Source organism: Pseudomonas massiliensis (genome assembly GCF_000826105.1).
GTDB lineage: Bacteria > Pseudomonadota > Gammaproteobacteria > Pseudomonadales > Pseudomonadaceae > Aquipseudomonas > Aquipseudomonas massiliensis.
This window is the reverse complement of sequence record NZ_CCYK01000005.1, coordinates 469553-491796: the sequence shown is the minus strand read 5'-3', so window position 1 is coordinate 491796 and position 22244 is coordinate 469553. Positions and strand designations below refer to the sequence as shown.

General features: G+C 54.8%; 18 protein-coding genes and 1 pseudogene. 10 read left to right on the top strand and 9 right to left on the bottom strand.

What is annotated here, in order from left to right:
• Window positions 1-111: 111 nt before the first annotated feature.
• Both BN1188_RS05710 and BN1188_RS05705 read right to left on the bottom strand, forming a co-directional pair.
• Window positions 112-696, bottom strand: coding sequence for a DUF6037 family protein (locus BN1188_RS05710; protein WP_040260415.1), 585 nt, complete (start codon window positions 694-696; stop codon window positions 112-114).
• Window positions 697-865: 169 nt separating this feature from the next.
• Window positions 866-1378 (bottom strand): helix-turn-helix domain-containing protein, encoded by a 513-nt coding sequence (locus BN1188_RS05705; protein ID WP_198293224.1) that lies wholly within the window; start codon window positions 1376-1378, stop codon window positions 866-868.
• 802 nt (window positions 1379-2180) lie between these two features.
• On the opposite strand from BN1188_RS05705, the gene BN1188_RS05700 reads away from it, so the two are divergent.
• Complete coding sequence (locus BN1188_RS05700) at window positions 2181-2801, top strand: hypothetical protein (protein ID WP_052469165.1); 621 nt, start codon at window positions 2181-2183, stop codon at window positions 2799-2801.
• A gap of 360 nt (window positions 2802-3161) precedes the next feature.
• Here BN1188_RS05700 and BN1188_RS05695 read toward each other — a convergent pair whose 3' ends face one another.
• On the bottom strand, window positions 3162-4991 hold the full coding sequence (locus BN1188_RS05695; RefSeq protein WP_084596158.1) for a GH25 family lysozyme: 1830 nt from the start codon (window positions 4989-4991) through the stop codon (window positions 3162-3164).
• 50 nt (window positions 4992-5041) lie between these two features.
• Window positions 5042-6204, bottom strand: a protein-coding gene (locus BN1188_RS05690) for an IS3 family transposase (RefSeq protein WP_088776176.1) whose coding sequence is annotated in 2 segments (ribosomal slippage) — window positions 5042-5949 and window positions 5949-6204 — 1164 coding nt in all. Because the reading frame shifts where the segments join, the coding sequence is not laid out codon by codon here.
• A 121-nt stretch (window positions 6205-6325) separates the two neighbouring features.
• Between BN1188_RS05690 and BN1188_RS21570 the strand changes: the two genes are divergently transcribed.
• On the top strand, window positions 6326-6478 hold the full coding sequence (locus BN1188_RS21570) for a hypothetical protein (protein ID WP_157395805.1): 153 nt from the start codon (window positions 6326-6328) through the stop codon (window positions 6476-6478).
• Between the two features lie 204 nt (window positions 6479-6682).
• Here BN1188_RS21570 and BN1188_RS22160 read toward each other — a convergent pair.
• The 5 genes and pseudogenes from BN1188_RS22160 to dnaA form a co-directional block, all read right to left on the bottom strand.
• Window positions 6683-6841: pseudogene (locus tag BN1188_RS22160) on the bottom strand (TnsA endonuclease N-terminal domain-containing protein); the annotation flags it as partial.
• Between the two features lie 966 nt (window positions 6842-7807).
• Window positions 7808-10228, bottom strand: a complete 2421-nt coding sequence (gene gyrB, locus BN1188_RS05675; RefSeq protein ID WP_040260414.1) for a DNA topoisomerase (ATP-hydrolyzing) subunit B — start codon at window positions 10226-10228, stop codon at window positions 7808-7810.
• A 2-nt stretch (window positions 10229-10230) separates the two neighbouring features.
• A complete protein-coding gene (recF, locus tag BN1188_RS05670) occupies window positions 10231-11334 on the bottom strand; it encodes a DNA replication/repair protein RecF (protein WP_040260413.1) in 1104 nt (367 codons plus the stop codon).
• A gap of 9 nt (window positions 11335-11343) precedes the next feature.
• A complete protein-coding gene (gene dnaN, locus BN1188_RS05665; RefSeq protein ID WP_040260412.1) occupies window positions 11344-12447 on the bottom strand; it encodes a DNA polymerase III subunit beta in 1104 nt (367 codons plus the stop codon).
• Between the two features lie 39 nt (window positions 12448-12486).
• Window positions 12487-13980, bottom strand: a complete 1494-nt coding sequence (dnaA, locus tag BN1188_RS05660) for a chromosomal replication initiator protein DnaA (RefSeq protein WP_040260411.1) — start codon at window positions 13978-13980, stop codon at window positions 12487-12489.
• A gap of 570 nt (window positions 13981-14550) precedes the next feature.
• On the opposite strand from dnaA, the gene rpmH reads away from it, so the two are divergent.
• From rpmH to BN1188_RS05620, 8 genes are all read left to right on the top strand, one after another.
• The gene (gene rpmH / locus BN1188_RS05655; protein WP_002551315.1) at window positions 14551-14685 is read left to right on the top strand and encodes a 50S ribosomal protein L34; all 135 of its coding nucleotides are present in this window, start codon (window positions 14551-14553) and stop codon (window positions 14683-14685) included.
• 17 nt (window positions 14686-14702) lie between these two features.
• Window positions 14703-15080 carry a ribonuclease P protein component gene (gene rnpA, locus BN1188_RS05650; protein ID WP_040260409.1) on the top strand — a complete coding sequence of 126 codons (378 nt, stop codon included), beginning with the start codon at window positions 14703-14705 and terminating at the stop codon, window positions 15078-15080.
• Window positions 15081-15090: 10 nt separating this feature from the next.
• Window positions 15091-15336: a membrane protein insertion efficiency factor YidD gene (gene yidD, locus BN1188_RS05645; protein WP_040260408.1), complete on the top strand. Its 246-nt coding sequence runs from the start codon at window positions 15091-15093 to the stop codon at window positions 15334-15336.
• 2 nt (window positions 15337-15338) lie between these two features.
• Window positions 15339-17018 carry a membrane protein insertase YidC gene (gene yidC / locus BN1188_RS05640; RefSeq protein ID WP_040260407.1) on the top strand — a complete coding sequence of 560 codons (1680 nt, stop codon included), beginning with the start codon at window positions 15339-15341 and terminating at the stop codon, window positions 17016-17018.
• 67 nt (window positions 17019-17085) lie between these two features.
• Window positions 17086-18456, top strand: a complete 1371-nt coding sequence (gene mnmE / locus BN1188_RS05635; RefSeq protein ID WP_040260406.1) for a tRNA uridine-5-carboxymethylaminomethyl(34) synthesis GTPase MnmE — start codon at window positions 17086-17088, stop codon at window positions 18454-18456.
• A gap of 438 nt (window positions 18457-18894) precedes the next feature.
• Window positions 18895-20787 carry a tRNA uridine-5-carboxymethylaminomethyl(34) synthesis enzyme MnmG gene (gene mnmG / locus BN1188_RS05630; RefSeq protein ID WP_040260568.1) on the top strand — a complete coding sequence of 631 codons (1893 nt, stop codon included), beginning with the start codon at window positions 18895-18897 and terminating at the stop codon, window positions 20785-20787.
• An 8-nt stretch (window positions 20788-20795) separates the two neighbouring features.
• Window positions 20796-21431: a 16S rRNA (guanine(527)-N(7))-methyltransferase RsmG gene (gene rsmG, locus BN1188_RS05625; protein ID WP_408633580.1), complete on the top strand. Its 636-nt coding sequence runs from the start codon at window positions 20796-20798 to the stop codon at window positions 21429-21431.
• An 18-nt stretch (window positions 21432-21449) separates the two neighbouring features.
• Window positions 21450-22241: a ParA family protein gene (locus tag BN1188_RS05620; protein WP_040260403.1), complete on the top strand. Its 792-nt coding sequence runs from the start codon at window positions 21450-21452 to the stop codon at window positions 22239-22241.
• The last annotated feature ends 3 nt before the right edge of the window (window positions 22242-22244 follow it).

The window sequence follows — 22244 nt, the reverse complement described above, 5'->3', positions numbered from 1 at the left end:
GATGGGCGACCTCACACTGGCCGATATCCTACTAGCCGGGCAGTACTGAGTGTATGTCGAGGAAAGAAGAATTTTTCGAAGCCGTGCGAGAGCGACAAGAGACCCGATCGGTCAGGGATCAGTGACCGCGACTGCTCCGCCTGGGATATCAGTCCAGCAGCTGCTGATGTTTTTCTGGTCACAGGTTTTTGCTGTTTTGGGCCCCATCAGCTTACGCGTCTTTTCGAGATTCTCGGGTGTAACCCGCTCGCGTCGTACCTTGTTGTCTCTCCAGCCACAGAAGAATCGCTTGTGCGCATCCTCGACGTTTCGGCGGACTTGGGCAACGTGGTGAGGCCCAGCTTTTTGGCTCGGTACTGCGGTTGCTGGGATGTGAGAGCTGAAGTCGGTAAGAAAGCCTCCCGGTGAAAAAGAGTTGTTCGGATCCCACTTCAGGCCGAGCAGGCTGCAGAGCATCGTGTAGTCAGCCTTCTCCAACTGTGGATGCACTACACGGAAGCCGGGTTGCACGTGAAACTCGAAAGATAGGTTGTGCCCTTGGGCGCCGAACAAAAGCGCGTAGGGGGTTTCGTCTATCAGGAACATGACGTCAAAGGTCAAGGTACCCCGCTTATAGCTGAATCGATACCGGCTAATACTTTGCGCACGCATGCTGTTGAAGAGGTCGCGTAGCCTGTCGAGTACTACCACTGCCATATGCCTGATCCAAGAGTGGTCGAAAGTACCACTCACCTTGTCAGCTTTTTACTTGTTATGAAAGCGCGCAGCGACTTTCTAAACGACTACCATGGCCGCCATGCCAATCGACAAGCTTGTCAGCAGATTGGCCGGCGCGTGGGCGATCTGCTGACAAGCCTCGAAAGTCTTAGAAGCCTCGACCTTGGATTTCGACAGCGCTCAACTGCAGCTCTCGGAAACCCGGTGTGGTCGCGAATTCGAAGGGGGCCGAGACCAGGTACCGGCCTTCATTACTCCACTGGGGCCCGTTTAGAACGGGTAGCTGCGACCAGCGACTGAGTTGCGCATTTCGGCATCCTGGCGAGCCCCAATACTGCTGAGCAAATGCCAGTAGGTCGTCCTCACTATTCGGCAACTCGCCGGTCATGATCGCCCAGCCGTGCTGAGAAAGGTAGTTCTCATAGCGCTCTGCCGCTTGCATTACTACCGAGGGCCAGACTTGGAAACCTCTACAAACGCGAACGAAGGTCTCGAACTGCATTGGTGCTTTGCCGGACTCTATCCGCGTCCAGGTGCTTGGGGTCTTCGCGATCCAGTCTGCTACCTGGGCTTGATGAAACCCTTTCTCAGTGCGCAGCTCGCGCAGGATGACCGTACAGATGCTTGTGACGGTAGTGACACTTTCTTTGTTGGTTGACACGTTTTCTCTCCGAACAGGTTGACTTGCGGAGGCGATCATACTCGCCCCCAATCTCAAAATGGAAGGTTTGTGTGCATAGATTTTTGGATTCACGCATTCAGATATGCGTGTTACGCACATCATAAACCGATTTTGTCTAGCGTTTACTGGTAGGTCAGAACCGCAGGATGGTTGATAACCTTCTGCTTCAGTGAGCATTCTATAAAAAATTCTATCGATGAATGACTCTCATGCATGTTTAAGGCAGATCACACCTACCTTGACATTGGCTTCGCCAACCAAAATCAAACGGAATCGGTAGCGAGGGCCTGGCTGCCGACCTGCTAGGTAGGCATGGCTCAGGGACTAACGCCTCTCCAGAAAGCCCCAGAGCCTTCCCAGGGCAATTTCGATAGCCCCTCCGGCTGACTTTTCTTCAGTGCCCACTACGGCGCGCTTCAGCGCCAGCCAATGCTTAAAGCCTTCCCTCTCAACTTTTCTGTGATTTTCTCAGGGCCCTAGAGGGCACCATAGCCTCTCTTTGCAAACTCTCGGGAGCACACGAGTACGAGAGCACAGGAGACACCGGAGCACGGGAGTACACTAAACTACAAAAAACACAATATAAATCAGTAACTTAAAAATCAAGAATGCGCCAAATAGCCGGTTATAAATTGGTATAGCAAGTCTATTTGTACGAATTTCATGGATTTAAAGTACCGCTTTACAGCCCCCAAATTATGCTTAAACAACGCCAATTGACTCGTCGCAAAACGTGCTGATTAAGAGCATATTGTCTCCACACAAATCGAGGAGACCAGCGATGGCCAATGTGAAGCAAAGCAAGGCAGTTGCCATGAAAATGGCAGAAAAGGCACAGACGGTGATGGACTTGCACTATCCAGGCTACCCCGCAGAGTGGCTGTGGATCAGGGGCAAAAACCATGGTTTCAGCACCGTTCCAAGGACTCTTCCAATCGCCATGCAGGCATTGAATGAACTCCCTGGGCACCCTGCTGGGCACACGCTCTTCTGCCTGTGGGCTCGTTCACCGGATCACCCACTGGTGATCATCGAAAGCCAGGCTACCTTCGCCGGCGAGGCGGGTTTCACCGGTAATAGGGCGGTAGACACGTGGCGCAGGCGGATGAAGATTCTAAAAGAGCATGCGTTTATCGATACTAGGAAAGGTACGTCGGGGGAGTTCCACTACGTGCTGCTTCTCAACCCGAACGTTGCCCTGGAACGTATGAATGATTCGGGCCACCTATCGGGCAATGTCTACTCGCGCTTTACCGAGCGCCTGTCGGAGATTGGCGGCTATGGGGATGTGAAGGCCATTCGTGAGTACTGGAAGCTCGAGCGGGAAGCCAAAGCCCTTGCAGAGGCCAAAGCGGCTGAAGAAGCCGCGAATGCGGAAGAATCTAAGAAGTCCGAAACCTAATCAGACCTCGACTTGAGGTCACTAAACGCGGCCATCATGGAGGTGTCCGAAAATGTTGAAAATTTTGTCTGATATATTGCTTGAGGTGCTGATTCAAGTTAGCACTACTTTGGTACTGCAGCTGATGGAAAAAATAGCTCCAGGGCCTTGGATCAACTTGCTGCTGTCGAGTGGGCTCACGTCGTGAGCCCCTAGGGGGACTTAACTTAAAAACTAACTACCACTATCGCGAGCTTTCAAGGCACGCCTTCTCATTATCATTTTAATTCATGGATCATAATCAGCCGGGAGCCTTTCCAGTTCGGCCTGAGCTACTGCGCGCTGCTCAGGGTATGCTAAGGCCTCTTGGCAAAATCTGGCTCAGAGCTGCACCGCTCTAAGGGCTACATTCCCTTTCCCCGCCCTGAATTCTGAATATTGGGCTTCGTTGCCAAAGAACACATTCGCCTCGACGTTGCCGCCAATTCCGGGTACAACCTCATGCCCAGAGTATTGCCATAGAGTCCAAGGACTGCTTCCGCCCATTTTAAGCTTAGCTGAGCCCCAATAAGAAACCCAAATCATGTAGGGCTTGAACTCATCCCCTGGATATTTAGATAGACTGTAATGAGTGCCAGAGATCACGGGTGTTTTATTATAATGCCCGTGAAGCAGCTTCGCGAGTTCAGCAACATTTTTTGCTACCACCGTAGGGTCTTTTCTGTAGCAAATTTCTTGATCCCCTTTTTCATCCTCTGGATTAACGATTCTTATTACCGGGGGTAGCAACTGCGAATCATTTGGGACGACTGTTGTTATTAGCTTGTATTGATCGCTTGGCGATGTGCAGTAGTTGAATTTAAAGTAAGCGCCGCGATCAATATTATGTTTGGCTAGGTTCTCCATGTTTTTCGTGAAACTATTGTCGCGCCCTTTTGTTGATATGGCGCGGACATATACAAATCTAGGCAATGTTTCTCTTTTTAGTTTTATCCAATCAATGTCGCCATCTAGGGCCGAGATGTCATAGCCAATAATTGGGTAAATATCTGGCGCTTTGAATATTTTTATTTCTGGGCGCCCGGGCACTCCACTAACTGGTCCAAATGGCACTTTGAACTCATCATTATACTTCGGCTCAGAAGGCGGCTTGTCAGGTTCGTACGAGACATTCATTCTCTCTACTGAGTAATAACCGATATTGATTTTGTCTCTAGCCTTGTCAAAGGTTTGAGCAATTTCTTTTCCAGAATTGCTTAAAGGATTGTCAGTTAGGAAAAAAAACCCTCCTCTGGCTATGTCGTTTTGTGTGGAGCCAATCCAAGGTTCACTCAGACGAATATTTTCACTACCTTGTGCGAGCCTTTGGTTTACGTCTGCGTATATGTCTGTTATGTAATTGAATAGGCGGTTTGTTCTTGTGATGCCTGCAGTGATTTGGCGATTATCACCTGCACTTACTACGTAGGAGGTACCATATTTAGTGTCGGCTTTGCCTGAAGCTATGCCATCGATTAGCGCATCTACGAAAACACTGCCTTGCGCTGGGTTTAACGAATAAACCACAGTCTTGTCATCGCCAGCTGCTATCCCGTATGACCCAGGTTTGGTGAAGGCATCAGGATTCCCACCAATTTCACCCGTGCTGAAGATACCTCCGCCGAAGCACGCATTAATTAGAGTCAAGACATGAAAATATTTATGTGATAGTGCCCTCAGGCTGTTTGAGAGCTCGCTCATTTTATACATTGCAGACGGATCGTAATCACTTTTCGCGGAGCTCAGTACAAAAGCAGACTGTTTTCCAGATACGCCGTCCTTGTCCCCATACAGCCCGTGCCCAGAGTAAATTATAAGTAAGCGAGCTTTGCCGTTGAAAGCTGCCGCACGGGAAACCAGGTATGTATCAAGGAACCAGTTTATGTTGTCTTTTGTAGCGTCTTCATTACGAAGGTGTATGACCTCATCAAATTTTTGGGAACCGGTTAAAAAATTTACAATTCGTTTGCCGTCCACGTCTGCGGCAGGAATGTCGGCATTGATATTTGGATATTTTGCGATAGAGATCACCAGCCCAATCGCGCGTGTCTCCTCCGGTTTAGTGACTTTCAGGGCGTCGCCGACCCTCAGGTCTAGGTCACCTTCGCCATCTTCCTGTAAAACACAAAGTACTTGCAATACTGACTGGGTGTCAGAGCTCCACTCTCGCATGTGGCTGGGTCGTCTTGATCTTCAGCATACGACGGCCCTACTTGTAGTGGTCAACTGATCCCGGACACTGCGTTAAGTTTTTCCTCGGCAACGGCAGGCGCCAAGCCTTCGTTGAATTGATGCGGTCGTAGCCAGTTGTACCGTTCCATCAGGAAACGACCGATATCTTGTTTAGCCAACGCGGCGCTCATATAGCCCATCGTCGGTATCCATTCAGTTTTCAGGCTGCGAAATAGCCGCTCCATCGGGGCATTATCGTGGCAGTTGCCGCGCCGACTCATGCTCTGTGTGAAGCGGTATCGCCATAGTCTCTGGCGGAAACTCCGGCTCCCATATTGGCTGCCCTGATCACTGTGAAACAGCACATTCCGAGGCCGGCCACGCAGCTCATAGGCCATATCCAATGCCTTGATCACCAGGTCGGCGTCAGGCTTGGCTGAGAACGCCCAGCCTACGACCCTGCGCGCATAAAGATCGATCACCGCTGCCAGATAGTGCCATCGACCTTCGGCCCAAACGTACGTGATGTCACCGCACCAGACCTTGTCTGGGGATTCCACGCTGAACTTTCGATCAAGCACGTTTGGGATATCAGGTCGCTCCACGGTGGCCTTTTTGTAGGCATGAGAGCCCGGTTGTTTGCTGATCAGGTTCATCTCGCGCATCAACTTACGTACCTTGAACCGTCCAATCTGCAGGCCATCCTCCTTCATCATCAGCATGATGCTGCGGCTACCTGCAGCGTTTCGGCTTTGCGTAAACAGCTCGTTCACACGGCTGCGCAAAATTACCCGCTCAGCGTTCGGAGAACGACGTCTGCGGCAGTACGCGTAGTAGCAGGATCGAGTGACTTCAAAGACCGAGCACAACAAATCAACCGGCTCCTCTGAGCGAAGCTGATCGACTAACGCAAACGCTCGTGCTCCTCGGCCATCAAGAGCGCGGTAGCCTTTTTTAAAATGGATTTCTCGCGTTCCAGGCGGTTGATTCGGGCTTCCAATTCCTGGATTTTCTGCTGCTCGGGTGTCAGCGCTTTGCTAGTCGGCGTGACACCACCTCGTTCCTGCTGGAGCTGGTTGACCCACCGGCGCAGGGCTGACTCCACCAACCCGAGCGACTGAGCTGCATCAGCGTGGCTGTAGCCTTGGTCAAGCACCAGGCTGGCAGCTTCGCGCTTGAACTCGGAGGTAAAGGTACGTCGTTGTCTGCTCATCGAACACCTCTGTGTGGCGATCATTTTCGCCTAAAAAGGTGTCCGGGGTTAGTAGACCACTACATGACCACTACACCGGTCAATGAGCCTCTTCTCAAGGACCACCAGGACGCCACGCACAATGACGACCAATTTCACCTTAAGGGAAAAGGTCTGCATGACGGTGCCCTCCCTGAAGGAAGATCGGGGTGTCAGTGTCGAGGGGCTTATTGAGTTCGATACCCACAATGCCCAACCCAAGCAGACGCCAACCCGGCCTCTCACCCACAGCTAACAAAAGATCGGAAACAGTCTTGGAGACCTGGTCATTGAGGACAGTGAGCACCTCCTCAAGCTTCTCACCCGAAAGCACTGGACCACGCCGGTGAGACATCAAGTGACGAAGGTTGCTAGCAAGGGGCTCTTCTTCAATCAGCTTGTCAGTGACTACCGAAAAGTTACGGCCGGTAGATATGAAATGGCGTTCAGCTGTTTCCAGCCGATCTCTGACTCTGGCTATGTTTAGGCGTTCTTCCGGCTTCACCTCAAACCACCAGTCCCGGCCATCTGAGAGGAAAACTCGTACGTCGGGGTAGTATTTGAAATACCCCTGAGCTGAGGGAACACGCTCCTCACTGGGCTGAACGACGTAGCTGATGACCGCAGGCGACAGTTCAAGAAGCCAAAAAAAGCACCCTCCAGCTGGGATTCCCAGGGCACAGGCTTTTGATTTTTTAGCGATGGAAAATACCCGCGGTAGTGGTTAGACCGACGTGTGACTACCTTTCTCACCGTCATGAAACACCTCCAAAAGTCTCGAAACGAGCGCCGCCGCTGCGCCAAAAAGCAGAGGCGCAGGGCAGGCTAAGGGAGGCCTTTCGACAGGCAACACTGTGCCGTCGAGTGGCCTCGCTAAGGTCGAAAAGATGGGAGAGGATTGACAGGAGCTTCGAAAAAGCAGACATTGCGGGTTCTCAAGTCGCAAGTCCGCTTCGCTAAGCGCGGTCAGAACCTCTCGGTTTTGGTCGCGTTTTTCTACATTTGGGCCTCCATTTTCTGCTGGAATGGTCTGGGTTTAATGACTAATCAGAATTTCCAGAGATCGCCTTGATCTCTTTCTTTCTAAGCAAGACGCTTGTCTCCGCACCAGCAGTTTCGATTTGATCTTAGGTTTTTGCTTCAACTGTCTGATTGGCGTAGACATCCAATCTGGAAGCTAGAAAATGCGGTCATAGATCTTATTCCAACACTCCATTGAAATCTACATTTAATCCAACTAGCCAATTTTGGTGTTTCTTACAGCTTCCTGTTATCTGTATTAAATTAATACAAGCAGATTTAATTAATCTCCTGCTTATAATTCAGCGCATTATTAAAGACTTGCTGGATTCGATACTCCAATCCTGATTCATGCCAAGCCCTTCGGGCTGATTTTCCTTTCCAGCATCCATACGCACGCGGCCAGGCTCCGAACAGCCATGGGGGCAGGGTGCCCACAGGAATTTGAAGCAAAAAAAAGCCCGCAAGTGCGGGCTTGATGGTGACCGGCGGAGACCCAGATTTTGGCCCGGCCGGTCATCTATTTGTGAAAGCGTGCAGCTTTTCTGTGAACCTACAATGTGGCTTAGAAGTCCAGGTTCGACACTGCCAGCGCATTGCTTTCAATGAAGTCGCGACGCGGCTCTACCGCATCCCCCATCAGAGTATTGAAAATCTGATCAGCAGCAATCGCGTCTTCAATGGTTACTTTGAGCATACGACGTACAGTGGGGTCCATGGTCGTTTCCCACAGCTGATCAGGGTTCATTTCTCCGAGCCCCTTATAGCGCTGAATGGTATAGCGCTTGGCCGTCTCATTCATCAGCCAGTCCAGAGCCTCCTTGAACTCTCCTACGGGCTTCTTGCGCTCACCACGCTGCACATAGGCGCCCTCATCCAGCAAGCTGCTCAGCTGCGCTCCCAGGGCCGTTACCGTACGGTAATCGTTACTGCCGAAGAAATCACGATTGAAGGTTACATAACTGGCCAATCCATGGGAGATCATTTCCACTTCTGGCAGCCACAGGCTACGTTCCCGGTCCTCGCGAAGCGTCGCCTTGTAGGCTAGGCCAGACTTCTCCGAAGTCTTCAAGCGCTCGGCAAACCGAACCAGCCATTCGTTCATTGCCACTTGATCAGCGAGTTGCTCGACTGAAACCGCTGGCAGGTAAACGAAATGCTCGGTGATTTCCTGTGGATACAGCCGCGACAGGCGCTTGAGGGTTTTCATCACCATCCGGTAATCATTGACCAGCTTCTCAAGCGCTTCGCCTTTCACAGGTGGAGCCTCCTCACCGAGGTGCAGGCTGGCATCCTCCAAGGCCGTTTGGGTGAGGTATTCCTCCATGGCCTCGTCGTCCTTGATGTACTGCTCCTGCTTACCTTTCTTTACTTTGTAGAGCGGCGGCTGGGCAATATACACATAACCCCGCTCGATCAACTCCGGCAGTTGACGGAAGAAGAACGTGAGCAGGAGGGTACGGATGTGAGAGCCGTCGACATCCGCATCGGTCATGATAATGATGTTGTGATAACGCAACTTCTCGATGTTGTATTCATCCCGACCAATGCCGCAGCCCAGCGCGGTAATGAGCGTGCCGACCTCTTGCGAGGAAATCATCTTGTCGAAGCGTGCCTTTTCGACGTTCAGGATCTTGCCCTTCAGAGGCAGGATAGCCTGCGTCCTACGGTTCCGGCCTTGCTTGGCCGAACCTCCGGCGGAGTCACCCTCCACCAGGTAAAGTTCGGACAAAGCAGGATCTTTCTCCTGGCAGTCAGCCAGCTTCCCGGGCAGTCCGGCGATATCCAAGGCGCCTTTGCGGCGCGTCATTTCACGAGCCTTGCGCGCGGCTTCTCGAGCGCGGGCCGCATCGATCATCTTGCCTACGACAGCCTTGGCTTCGTTGGGATTTTCCAGCAGGAAGTCGGAGAAATATTTCCCCATTTCCTGTTCGACGGCTGTCTTGACCTCCGAAGACACCAGCTTGTCTTTGGTCTGCGAGCTGAACTTAGGGTCAGGGACCTTGACCGAGATGATGGCAGTGAGCCCTTCGCGAGCGTCATCTCCGGTGGTAGCCACCTTGTTCTTCTTCGCCAAACCTTCCTGCTCAATATAGGCATTCAGGTTTCGAGTCAACGCGGAACGGAAGCCAACCAAGTGCGTACCGCCGTCGCGCTGCGGAATGTTGTTGGTGAAGCAAAGCAGGTTTTCATTGAAACCGTCATTCCATTGCAACGCGATTTCGACACCCACGCCATCCTCACGCTGCACGGTGAAGTGGAAGACCTGCTGGTTGATCGTGGTCTTGTTTGTGTTCAGATACTCAACGAACGCGCGCAGACCACCTTCGTATTTGAAGAATTCCTCTTTCCCGCTGCGCTCATCCTTGAGAAAGATACCCACCCCGGAGTTGAGGAACGAAAGCTCTCGAATACGCTTGGCAAGAATGTCCCAGCTGAAATGGATGTTCTTGAAGGTTTCGGCCGACGGTTTGAAGTGAATTTCAGTCCCGGTTGTTTCGCTGTCACCCACTACCTTCATGGGCGCTTGAGGCACACCATGAACGTAATGCTGTTCCCAGATCTTTCCGCTACGGCGGACGGTCAACAGCAGCGACTCGGAGAGTGCGTTTACAACCGATACGCCAACCCCGTGGAGGCCGCCTGAAACTTTATACGAGTTGTCGTCGAATTTACCCCCGGCGTGCAGCACGGTCATGATGACCTCCGCTGCTGAAACGCCTTCTTCCTTGTGTACATCGACCGGAATGCCACGGCCATTATCTCGAACCGTGATGGACTCATCCGGATGGATGGTAACGGTGATGTCGTCACAATGGCCGGCCAATGCTTCGTCGATAGAGTTATCGAGTACTTCGAAAACCATGTGGTGCAGGCCGCTACCGTCATCGGTGTCACCGATGTACATGCCAGGACGCTTGCGAACAGCATCAAGTCCCTTCAGTACTTTGATGCTTGAGGAGTCATACGTTTGGTTATCGCTCATGGTCACTCCTGATGTTTCGCGAGCTGAGCGATACGACCATGTTCCACGTGGAACAACGCGAGTGGGGTGTCTTCACTCCAATCATCGCTCAGCACTTCTTGATCTACGCAGGTGATAAACACCTGACAATTCAATTCTTCGAGTAGCCCACATAGGGCTTTACGATGCCTCTCGTCGAGTTCGGATGGCAGGTCATCCACAAGGTAGACGCATTGGCTTCGCCTCGCTTGTCCTAATAAATGGCCCTGGGCAATTCTAAGCGCGCAAACGACAAGCTTCTGCTGGCCGCGGGAAAGAATGTCTGCTGCATTATGGCCACCGAGTCGGAGCCTGAGATCGGCACGTTGAGGGCCTGAGTGGGTATGACCAAGCTGCCTATCTCGTGCCAGAGAACCTGCCAGTACCTCACCCAGCTCCCGATCTTTATCCCAGCCCCGGTAATAACTGAGGACAAGCCCTGGAAGATCTACTAGTACCGCTAGGGTACGCTCGAATACCGGCTTGAGCGCCTGAATGTAACTACGCCTGAAATCATCGATTTGAGCACTCGCCAGGCATAACTCGCGGTCCCATGCGGCTTGGGAAACGGCGTCCAGTGTACCATGCCGCAGCCACGAGTTACGCTGCTTCAGCGCCTTCTGCAGGCGCTGCCAAGTTCCAAGGAATCTTTGTTCCACGTGGAACACACCCCAATCGAGAAACTGTCTACGGACCTTGGGAGAGCCCTCCAGAAGCTTGAAACTGTCTGGATTGATAAGCTGGACAGGCATGACTTCAGCCAGTTGAGCAGTGCTCCGAGCGTTTTCGCCATCAATACGAATGGTGAAATCACCGTCGCGTTGGCGCTCTACGCCCAGGTTGCAAACCCGTTCATGCTCGAATGAAACCTGTCCAAACACTGTGCAGCTCGGTTGCTCGTACTGAATGACCGGCTGTAGCCGCAGGCTTCTGAAAGACCGTGCCAGCGCCAGAAGATGAATGGCTTCCAGAACACTGGTCTTGCCGCTGCCGTTGGCACCGTACAAGAGGTTGATGCGGGAGGAGGGGTAGAAGGTCACCGGGTGCAGATTGCGCACCCCAGTGATCGTCAGGCGGGTAAGTGACATTCAGTCGGCTCAGAGCCGCATTGGCATGACGACATACGAGGAATCGTCATTATCAGCTTCTTGCAGGAGGGCACTGCTATTGGAGTCAGATAGGACCAGACGGACTTGCTCAGTGGTCATCACACCAAGGACGTCCAATAGGTAGCTGACGTTGAATCCGATCTCCAGGTTGGCGCCGTTGTAGTCAACACCGATCTCTTCCTCAGCCTCCTCCTGTTCAGGGTTGTTAGCCTGGATCTTCAACTGCCCATTGGCCAACTGCAGCCTGATGCCTCGATATTTTTCATTGGACAGAATAGCAGTACGGCTGAAGGCTTCTTTCAGAGCCTGTCGATCACCGAGTACCAGCTTGTCACCGCCTTTTGGCAAGACACGCTCGTAGTCCGGGAACTTGCCATCGACCAGCTTTGAGGTGAAAGTGAACTCACCGGTGGTAGCGCGAATGTGGTGAGCGCCCAGCACGATGCTTACAGTTCCATCCTGGTCCGTGAGCAGGCGAGCCATCTCGAGGATACCTTTACGAGGGACGATCACCTGGTGCTTGTCCGCCTGACCTAGGTCGGCACTGATCGAGCACATGGCCAGACGATGACCATCGGTAGCCACGGCGCGGATCAGCCCGGTAGATACCTCCAGCAGCATGCCGTTGAGGTAATAGCGAACATCCTGCTGGGCCATGGCAAAGCCGGTACGCTCGATAAGACGACGAAGCTTGCCCTGTTCCAGGGTACAAGTCAGCGAACCTGGGCCTTCTTCAACAGTAGGAAAATCATTGGCTGGGAGGGTAGAGAGCGTGAAGCGGCTACGACCCGCCTTGACCAGCAGCTTCTGCTCGTCGAGGCGGATATCGATCAGCGCATCATTGGGCAAGCTTTTGCAGATATCCATGAGCTTGCGGGCCGGGACAGTGATTTCACCGGGTTCCGCGCCTTCTTCGAGCTGCACGCGGCCGACCAGTTCTACCTCCAAGTCGGTACCGGTCAGAGACAACTGCTGCCCCTGCACCACGAGCAGGACATTGGACAATACAGGCAGCGTTTGGCGGCGTTCCACAACCCCGGCCACCAGTTGCAAGGGCTTGAGCAAAGCCTCACGTTGAATGGAAAAATGCATGGCGTCAGTTCCTGGCCTTTGACATGGCGGCTACACGCATCAGGTGGTCAGTGTGCGTAGCAGATTCTTGTAATCCTCGCGGATATCCGCGTCGGTTTCTTTGAGTTCATTGATCTTTCGACAAGCATGAAGAACCGTCGTATGGTCCCGTCCGCCAAATACGTCACCAATTTCCGGCAAGCTGTGATTCGTCAGCTCCTTGGACAACGCCATAGCAACCTGACGCGGCCGCGCTACAGACCGCGAACGACGCTTGGATAGCAGATCGGAGATCTTGATCTTGTAGTACTCGGCCACAGTGCGCTGGATGTTATCCACACTCACCAGCTTGTCCTGCAGCGCCAGAAGGTCCTTGAGCGACTCTCGGATGAGTTCGATAGTGATGTCACGGCCCATGAAGTGAGCATGGGCGATTACCCGCTTGAGCGCTCCTTCCAGCTCACGCACATTGGATCGAATGCGTTGAGCAATGAAAAATGCTGCATCGTGGGGCAGCTCAACCTTGGCCTGATCGGCCTTTTTCATCAGGATCGCAACACGGGTTTCGAGTTCCGGAGGCTCCACGGCCACGGTCAGGCCCCATCCGAAACGAGACTTCAAACGTTCTTCCAGCCCCTCGATTTCCTTTGGGTACCTGTCGCTGGTCAGAATCACCTGCTGCCCACCCTCGAGCAAGGCATTGAAGGTGTGGAAAAACTCCTCCTGCGACCGCTCTTTCCGGGCAAAGAACTGGATGTCGTCGATCAGCAGTGCGTCCACAGAGCGGTAGAAACGCTTGAACTCGTTGATCGCATTGAGCTGAAGAGCCTTGACCATATCCGCCACGAAACGCTCCGAATGCAGGTATACCACTTTCGCGTTCGGATTCTTCTTGAGCAGATGATTGCCCACCGCATGCATGAGGTGCGTTTTACCCAGGCCTACCCCCCCATAAAGGAAGAGCGGGTTATACCCATGCTTGGGGTTATCGGCGACCTGCCAGGCAGCGGCACGAGCCAGTTGGTTGGACTTGCCTTCGACGAAATTTTCGAAGGTAAAGGTCCGGTTCAAATAACTGGTGTGCTTGAGCGCTCCCTCGACTTGAACGGTGCGAGCTTCTCCACGTGCCGGCACAGGGGCAGACATGGCATCAAAGCTGTCACGAGAAGGCTCGGGTTCAGACGCCTCGACAACAGGGACAGGCGCAGCGGGCGACATCGTGGCCGGAGCAGGCGCCTGAGAAGGCGACACAACCTGGGAAGCAGCGGCAGGCAAGGGTGCGCTGGGCGCAGCCCGCGGCGCAGAACTACGACGGCTACCGATGAGCAGTGAAATCGCTGGCACTGCCCCGTCCAACCGTTCCCCCATGAGTTCGAGGAGACGGCCTAGGTATTTTTCGTTCACCCAGTCAAGGACGAAACGGTTCGGAGCGTAGATGCGCAACTCGTCGCCTTCCGCTTCGACCTGAAGCGGACGTATCCAGGTATTGAACAGTTGAGCAGGCAGTTCCTCGCGGAGCATTTCCACGCACTGCTGCCAGATTTCCACTGACACAGGAATCCCCAGAAATTGATGAGCCCAGAGGGCAAATGTTCGTTGAGCATTGTACCCATCGGAGCGGGAGTTATCCACATCAGACCGGCAGGCGGTGCTAGGGCGTCCCGTTCAAAAGGGGATAAGTCATCCGTTTGTCGTATTCAAACCCTGCCTTGAGCCTTGTGGAAAACTTCCAAGGAGCCCAGTGCACAGTCAGTCGCTAAAGCATGTGGATAACCTGCCTGTGGAAAAGACGGGATCTTGTGCACAGTTTTTATCCACATAAAAAACAGGAAGCCCCAGGTTTGTGGACAACTTTTCAGGAGCTTCAGTAGCCCGGAATTACTGGTCCATGTTAGGTTATCCACAGGAGGTGGCTCGCTCAAGCTTTATAAGTTTTTCAAGAAAGCTTTTTATACGTCTCTTTTTTTATTTGTGATGTGGCCATGGCCTCTTGTCCCTCCAGATGTCGGCTATAGGTAAGGAAAGGTTGGTCGGAAATTGACCTAAGCCCAGGCTTTCACTAGAATCGCCGGTCTCTTGAAAACCGGGCCATTGGGGCCCAGCCGACCAACCAGGTAACCTTCCATGAAACGTACTTTCCAACCCAGCACCATCAAGCGCGCTCGCACTCACGGTTTCCGTGCTCGCATGGCTACCAAGAACGGCCGCGCCGTCCTGTCGCGTCGTCGCGCCAAGGGCCGTAAGCGTCTGGCTGTCTGATTTGCCGGCACAGGTAGGTGAGTCAGGACTTCAGCCGGGACAAGCGACTGCTCGTTCCGAAGCAATTCAAGGCAGTCTTTGACTCCCCGACCGGCAAGGTTCCGGGGAAGAGTCTTCTGATCCTTGCCAGGGATAACCAGCTCGATCATCCACGCCTCGGGCTGGTGATCGGCAAGAAAAGTGTCAAGTTGTCGGTGCAGCGCAACCGCATCAAACGCGTGATTCGCGAATCCTTTCGCCACAACCAGGCTGCATTGGCTGGTTGGGACATAGTCATCGTGGCCCGAAAGGGGCTGGGTGATGTCGACAACCCCGAGTTGCATCAGCATTTCGCCAAGCTCTGGAAACGTCTGGCAAAGACGAGACCAGCAGTCCAGCCCGACACCAAGGAATAGCAAAGCCAAGATGCGTAAACTGGTCCTCCTTCCGATCCAGTTTTACCGCTATGCCATTAGCCCCCTGATGGCCAGCCACTGCCGTTTCTATCCCAGTTGTTCCTGCTATGCCCACGAAGCCATCAGCCAACACGGCGTCTGGCGTGGAAGCTGGCTGAGCCTCCGCCGGATTGGGCGTTGCCATCCCTGGAATGCAGGCGGTTTCGATCCCGTCCCGCCCGTGTCCACCCTTCGTAATAATTCGATAGCCGAGTAATCATGGATATAAAACGTACGATCCTGATGGGTGCCCTGGCGGTCGTGGCCTACGTTCTGGTCCTGAAGTGGAACCAGGATTACGGGCAGGCTGCATTGCCAACCCAGAGCGTCGCGACCCAGGGAACTATCCCTTCGGATCTGCCGCAAGCGCCTGGCAACAATGCCACTACTTCGGATGTGCCTGACACCGCTGCACCCGCGGTGACGACCATGACCCCGAGCGCTCCCGCTACCCAGGAACTTGTCCGCGTCCGTACGGATGTGCTCGACCTGGCCATCGATCCGAAGGGCGGAGACATCGTTCAACTGACGCTGCCAAAATATCCTCGGCGTCAAGACCATCCGGAAATTCCATTCCAGTTGTTCGATAACGGCGGTGAGCGCGTTTACCTGGCCCAAAGTGGCCTGACCGGCGCCAATGGTCCAGACGTGCAGCCTGCCGGCCGTCCTGTGTACAGTACGTCAAAGCCGACTTATCAACTGGCGGATGGGCAGAACGAGCTGGTGGTCGACCTTTCCTATAGCCAGGGCGGGGTCAATTACATCAAGCGCTTCAGTTTCCAACGGGGCGAGTATGACCTGAAGGTCAGCTACCTGATCGACAACCAGAGCAACCAGGCCTGGGTGGGTAACCTGTTCGCTCAGCTCAAGCGCGACGCCAGTTCCGATCCTTCGTCCAGCACGGCAACCGGTACCGCGACCTACCTGGGCGCCGCCCTGTGGACACCTTCAGAGCCCTACAAGAAGGTGGCCATGAAGGACGTCGACAAGGGTCAGTTCAAGGAGACCGTGCAGGGTGGTTGGGTCGCCTGGCTCCAGCATTACTTCGTGACAGCCTGGGTTCCTGGCAAGGATGACAGCAACAATGTCATGACTCGCAAGGACAGCCAGGGTAACTACATCGTTGGTTTCACCGGGCCAACCATGACGGTCGCGCCTGGTGGCAAAGCGGAAACCGGCGCCACCTTGTATGCGGGCCCCAAGGTTCAGGACAAGCTGAAGGCTTTGTCCCCAGGCCTGGAACTGACCGTAGACTATGGATTCCTCTGGTTCATCGCTCAGCCAATCTTCTGGCTGCTGAAACATATCCACAGTCTGCTGGGTAACTGGGGCTGGTCGATCATCTGCCTCACCGTACTGATCAAGCTGCTCTTCTTCCCTCTGTCGGCAGCCAGCTACAAGTCCATGGCTCGCATGCGCGCAGTGGCACCCCGCCTCGCTGCTTTGAAAGAGCAGTTTGGCGACGATCGCCAGAAGATGTCCCAGGCGATGATGGAGCTGTACAAGAAAGAGAAGATCAACCCGCTGGGCGGTTGCTTGCCCATCGTCGTGCAGATGCCAGTCTTCCTGGCCTTGTACTGGGTACTGCTCGAAAGCGTTGAAATGCGCCAGGCACCCTGGATGTTCTGGATCACGGACCTGTCGATCAAGGACCCGTTCTTCATCCTGCCGATCATCATGGGTGCCACCATGTTCATTCAGCAGCGCCTGAACCCGGCTCCGCCTGATCCGATGCAGGCCAAGGTCATGAAGCTGATGCCGATCGTCTTCACCTTCTTCTTCCTTTGGTTCCCGGCGGGCCTCGTGCTGTACTGGATCACCAACAACACGTTGTCGATCCTGCAGCAGTGGTTCATTACCCGGAACATTGAGCGCGCCAACGCCAGCGCGGCGAACTGACCCGCTACACTTGCTTTGCCAACGCCCCTTCATAGGGGCGTTTGCATTACTGGACAGTGGATAACTCATGAACCTTTCCAAAGACACCATTGCCGCTATCGCCACCGCCCAAGGGCGGGGAGGCGTAGGAATCGTACGCGTGTCCGGGCCAACGGCACGGCAGTTGGCCACTGCCATCACCCACCGCGAGCTACAGCCTCGATATGCGCATCACGGGCCCTTCCACGATGAGGATGGCACGCACCTGGACGAGGGCCTGGCATTGTTCTTCCCAGGTCCTAATTCGTTCACTGGCGAAGATGTTTTGGAACTGCATGGCCATGGTGGGCCAGTGGTGCTCGACATGCTCCTACGCCGCTGCGTGGCGCTCGGGTGCCGCCTTGCTCGCCCAGGTGAGTTCAGTGAGCGCGCCTTTCTCAACGACAAGCTCGACCTGGCCCAGGCCGAAGCCATCGCTGACCTGATCGAGGCCAGCTCCGAGCAAGCAGCGCGCAATGCGGTTCGCTCGCTCCAGGGCGCGTTTTCCAAGCGGGTCGAGGCATTGACCGAAGGGTTGGTTCAACTGCGAATCTATGTCGAGGCGGCCATCGACTTTCCTGAAGAAGAAATCGACTTTCTAGCGGACGGGCTCGTACTGTCACGCCTCGATGCCTTGCGCAATGCCTTGAGCGAAGTACAGCGCGAAGCGGACCAAGGTGCCCTCATCCGCGAGGGCATGACTCTGGTAATCGCCGGGCGTCCCAATGCCGGCAAGTCCAGCCTTTTGAATCTGTTAGCGGGGCGTGAGGCGGCGATTGTCACGAGCGTCGCAGGAACCACCCGGGACGTGCTCAAGGAACATATCCACATTGACGGTATGCCACTGCACGTCATCGATACCGCTGGGCTGCGGGATACGGGAGATATCGTGGAACGCATCGGCGTGGAAAGGGCAGTGCGGGCCATCGAGTCGGCCGATCGCATCCTGCTGGTAGTTGATTCGAGCAGCTCCGAGGCCTCGGATCCCCATAGCCTCTGGCCGGAGTTCATGGATGTAGCGCCACCGCGTAACAAAATCACCCTGGTACGCAACAAGGCGGACCTCTCGGGCGAGTCGATCGGCCTGGAGGTAGCTCCCAGTGGCGAGGCTACCTTGACCCTGAGCGCGCTGGACAGTCAGGAAGGGTTACAGCTGCTTCGCGGTCACCTCAAGACTGTCATGGGTTACGAACACACCGCCGAAGGCCACTTCAGCGCCCGCAGACGTCATCTCGATGCGCTGCGCCAAGCCCAGCAGTACCTCGACCATGGGCGCGATCAGCTGGTGAGCGCAGCCGCTGGCGAGCTTTTGGCTGAAGACCTGCGAATGGCTCAGCATGCCTTGGGAGAAATCACCGGTGCCTTTACCTCGGATGACCTGCTTGGACGGATATTCACAAGCTTCTGCATCGGAAAGTGATTCCGCTCCCTCCAAGAACCGGCTTCTGCAGCCGGTTTTTTTTCGCCCATTACAAACGAGCACTGTGTATAACCCTTACAGAGCCCTCTTGATAACAGGCGTCATAAACTGTCCGTAACGACCCTTTGTGGATAAAACGATATCTACCCACAGGGTATTCAGGCTTATCAAAAGCCCCCAAGCCTAGCTATCGACAGTTTTCCACATTTCGCTAGGGCCCGTGGAATATGGCCTTCAAGGCTTTATCCACAGAAGGTCGACGCCCTAAGAATAAACATAAAAACAAAGCTTTTATAAATTTCTCTTCTTTTATGTTTCTGTTGGCACCGTTTGTCTACACCTGGCTATTTTTTGCACAGGCGGTTTCTTTCCACAGGTCAAATTCCCTATACTGCGCAGCTATCCCAATTACCCATATGAACAGGCACGAGGTGCGTGGTGGATTTCCCTTCCCGTTTTGAAGTGATCGTCATCGGCGGAGGCCATGCAGGTACCGAAGCGGCACTGGCTTCGGCGCGTATGGGCGCGAAAACCCTGTTGCTCACGCACAACGTGGAAACCCTTGGCCAGATGAGCTGCAATCCGGCCATTGGTGGCATCGGCAAAAGCCATCTGGTCAAGGAAATCGATGCGCTCGGCGGTGCCATGGCCCTGGCTACGGACAAAGGCGGTATACAGTTCCGAGTCTTGAATAACCGCAAGGGCCCCGCCGTGCGTGCTACCCGTGCGCAAGCGGATCGGGTGTTATACAAGGCCGCGGTGCGCGATATCCTTGAGAACCAGCCCAACCTGTGGATATTCCAGCAGGCCTGTGATGACCTGATCGTCGAAGCGGATGAAGTACGGGGCGTGGTGACTCAAATGGGTCTTCGTTTCCTTGCCGACTCAGTGGTATTGACTGCCGGTACCTTCCTGGGTGGTCTTATCCACATCGGGCTGGACAGTTATTCAGGCGGGCGGGCAGGAGATCCACCCTCCATTGCCTTGGCCAAGCGCCTGCGTGAACTACCGCTTCGCATCGGCCGTCTGAAGACCGGCACGCCTCCGCGCATCGATGGCAAGTCTGTGGATTTCTTGGTCATGACCGAGCAGCCTGGGGATACGCCTATTCCCGTCATGTCCTTCATGGGCAATGCACAGATGCATCCGCGCCAGGTCAGTTGCTGGATAACCCATACCAACGCGCGCACCCATGAGATCATTGCCGCGAACCTTGATCGTTCGCCCATGTACTCAGGTGTGATCGAAGGTGTGGGGCCGCGTTACTGCCCTTCGATCGAGGACAAGATCCACCGCTTCGCCGACAAGGACAGCCACCAGGTGTTCATCGAGCCGGAAGGCCTGACCACCCACGAGCTTTACCCCAACGGAATTTCCACCTCGCTGCCCTTCGATGTGCAGCTGCAGATCGTACGGTCCATCCGCGGGATGGAAAACGCCCATATCATGCGTCCGGGCTATGCCATCGAATACGACTACTTCGACCCGCGGGACTTGAAGTACAGCCTGGAAACCAAAGCGATCGCCGGCCTGTTCTTCGCGGGCCAGATCAATGGCACCACCGGTTACGAAGAGGCAGGCGCGCAAGGCTTGCTCGCAGGGACCAACGCCGCATTGAGAGCCAAAGGGCAGGACACGTGGTGTCCGCGCCGTGATGAAGCCTACATCGGCGTGCTTGTGGATGACCTGATCACACTGGGCACCCAGGAACCCTATCGGATGTTCACGTCCCGGGCCGAATATCGGTTGATTCTGCGGGAGGACAATGCCGACCTGCGGCTTACCGAGACCGGTCGCCGACTGGGTCTGGTTGACGATGCCCGTTGGGCAGTGTTCTGTACCAAGCGCGAAGCCATCGAGCGGGAGGAGCAGCGCCTCAAATCCACTTGGGTACGGCCGGGTACGGTCGCGGGTCAGGCGGTGGCCGAGCATTACGGCACCCCCCTGGCTCATGAGTACAACCTGCTTAGCCTCTTGAGCAGACCTGAAATCGATTATGCCGGGCTTACCGCATTGACCGGCGCCCCGGAAATTGATCCACAGGTCGCTGAGCAGGTCGAAATCAAAGTGAAGTACGCCGGTTACATCGAGCGTCAGCAAGAAGAGATCACGCGTCTCAGGGCCAGCGAGAATATCAAGTTGCCTGTGGATATCGATTATCCTGGCATCTCCGGCCTATCGAAGGAGATCCAGGCCAAGCTCAGCCAAGCCAGGCCGGAAACCCTCGGTCAGGCTTCCCGCATACCTGGCGTGACCCCTGCAGCCATCTCCCTGTTGATGGTTCATCTGAAGAAGCGCGGCGCCGCGCGGGAAATGGAGCACAGCGCTTGAGCGTTTCCATTACGGACCACCAGCGTCACGAGTTGTCCACAGGTGCTCAGGCCCTTGGCCTGGCACTTACGCAAGAGCAAGAGGAACAGCTGCTGGCCTATCTGGCCTTGTTGATCAAGTGGAACAAAGCCTACAACCTCACCGCTGTTCGCGATCCGGACGAAATGGTCTCTCGTCATCTGCTCGACAGCCTGAGCGTTGTTCCCTATATCGGTCAGGCTGAACGTTGGCTGGATGTCGGTAGCGGAGGAGGCATGCCAGGCATCCCCCTGGCTATCATGTTTCCGGAAAAACGTATCACCACGCTCGACAGCAACGGCAAGAAGACGCGCTTCCAGACCCAGGTAAAGCTTGAACTCAAACTGCAGAACCTGGAAGTGGTCCACAGCCGGGTCGAAGCCCATCAGCCGACCCAACCGTATGAAGGGATCGTTTCCCGGGCCTTCAGTAGCCTGGAGGACTTCGCCAACTGGACCCGCCATCTGGGCGAGCCCGCCAGCCAGTGGCTGGCCATGAAAGGGCTGCACCCGACGGAAGAACTGGTAGCATTGCCTGCTGACTTTGAAGTGGATAGCGCGCATGCTCTGGCCGTGCCTGGTTGCCAGGGCCAAAGGCATTTACTGATACTGCGCCGCAAGGCATGACGGGGAACACGAGCGACAATGGCTAAGGTATTCGCGATCGCGAACCAGAAGGGTGGGGTCGGCAAAACCACGACCTGTATCAACCTCGCGGCTTCACTGGTTGCCACCAAACGGCGAGTGCTCCTGATCGACCTCGATCCGCAGGGCAACGCCACCATGGGCAGCGGTGTGGATAAACATGCGCTGGAGCGTTCAGTCTACGACCTGCTCATCGGTGAGTGCGACCTCGGCGAAGCCATGCAATTTTCAGAACACGGCGGTTATCAGTTGCTTCCGGCGAACCGGGACCTGACTGCGGCCGAGGTTAACCTGCTGGAAATGCAGATGAAGGAAAGTCGCCTGCGCAATGCCCTGGCGCCTATCCGGGAAAACTACGACTTCATTCTGATCGACTGTCCGCCGTCGCTTTCGATGCTGACCCTCAATGCCCTGGTGGCAGCCGACGGCGTGATCATCCCCATGCAGTGCGAATACTTCGCGCTCGAGGGGCTCAGCGACCTTGTGGACAACATCAAGCGAATCGGCGCTGCGATCAATCCACAACTGAAGATCGAAGGCCTTCTACGCACCATGTACGACCCCAGGCTGAGCCTGATCAACGACGTGTCGGCGCAGCTCAAGGCCCACTTCGGTGAACAGCTGTACGATACCGTAATCCCACGCAACATCCGCCTCGCTGAAGCCCCAAGCTTCGGCATGCCAGCCTTGGCGTATGACAAGCAGTCCAGGGGTGCGCTGGCGTATCTGGAACTGGCCAATGAAATGGTTCGCCGTCAACGCCGAAAGGCTCGTACCGCTGCCGCGGTTTAAGGA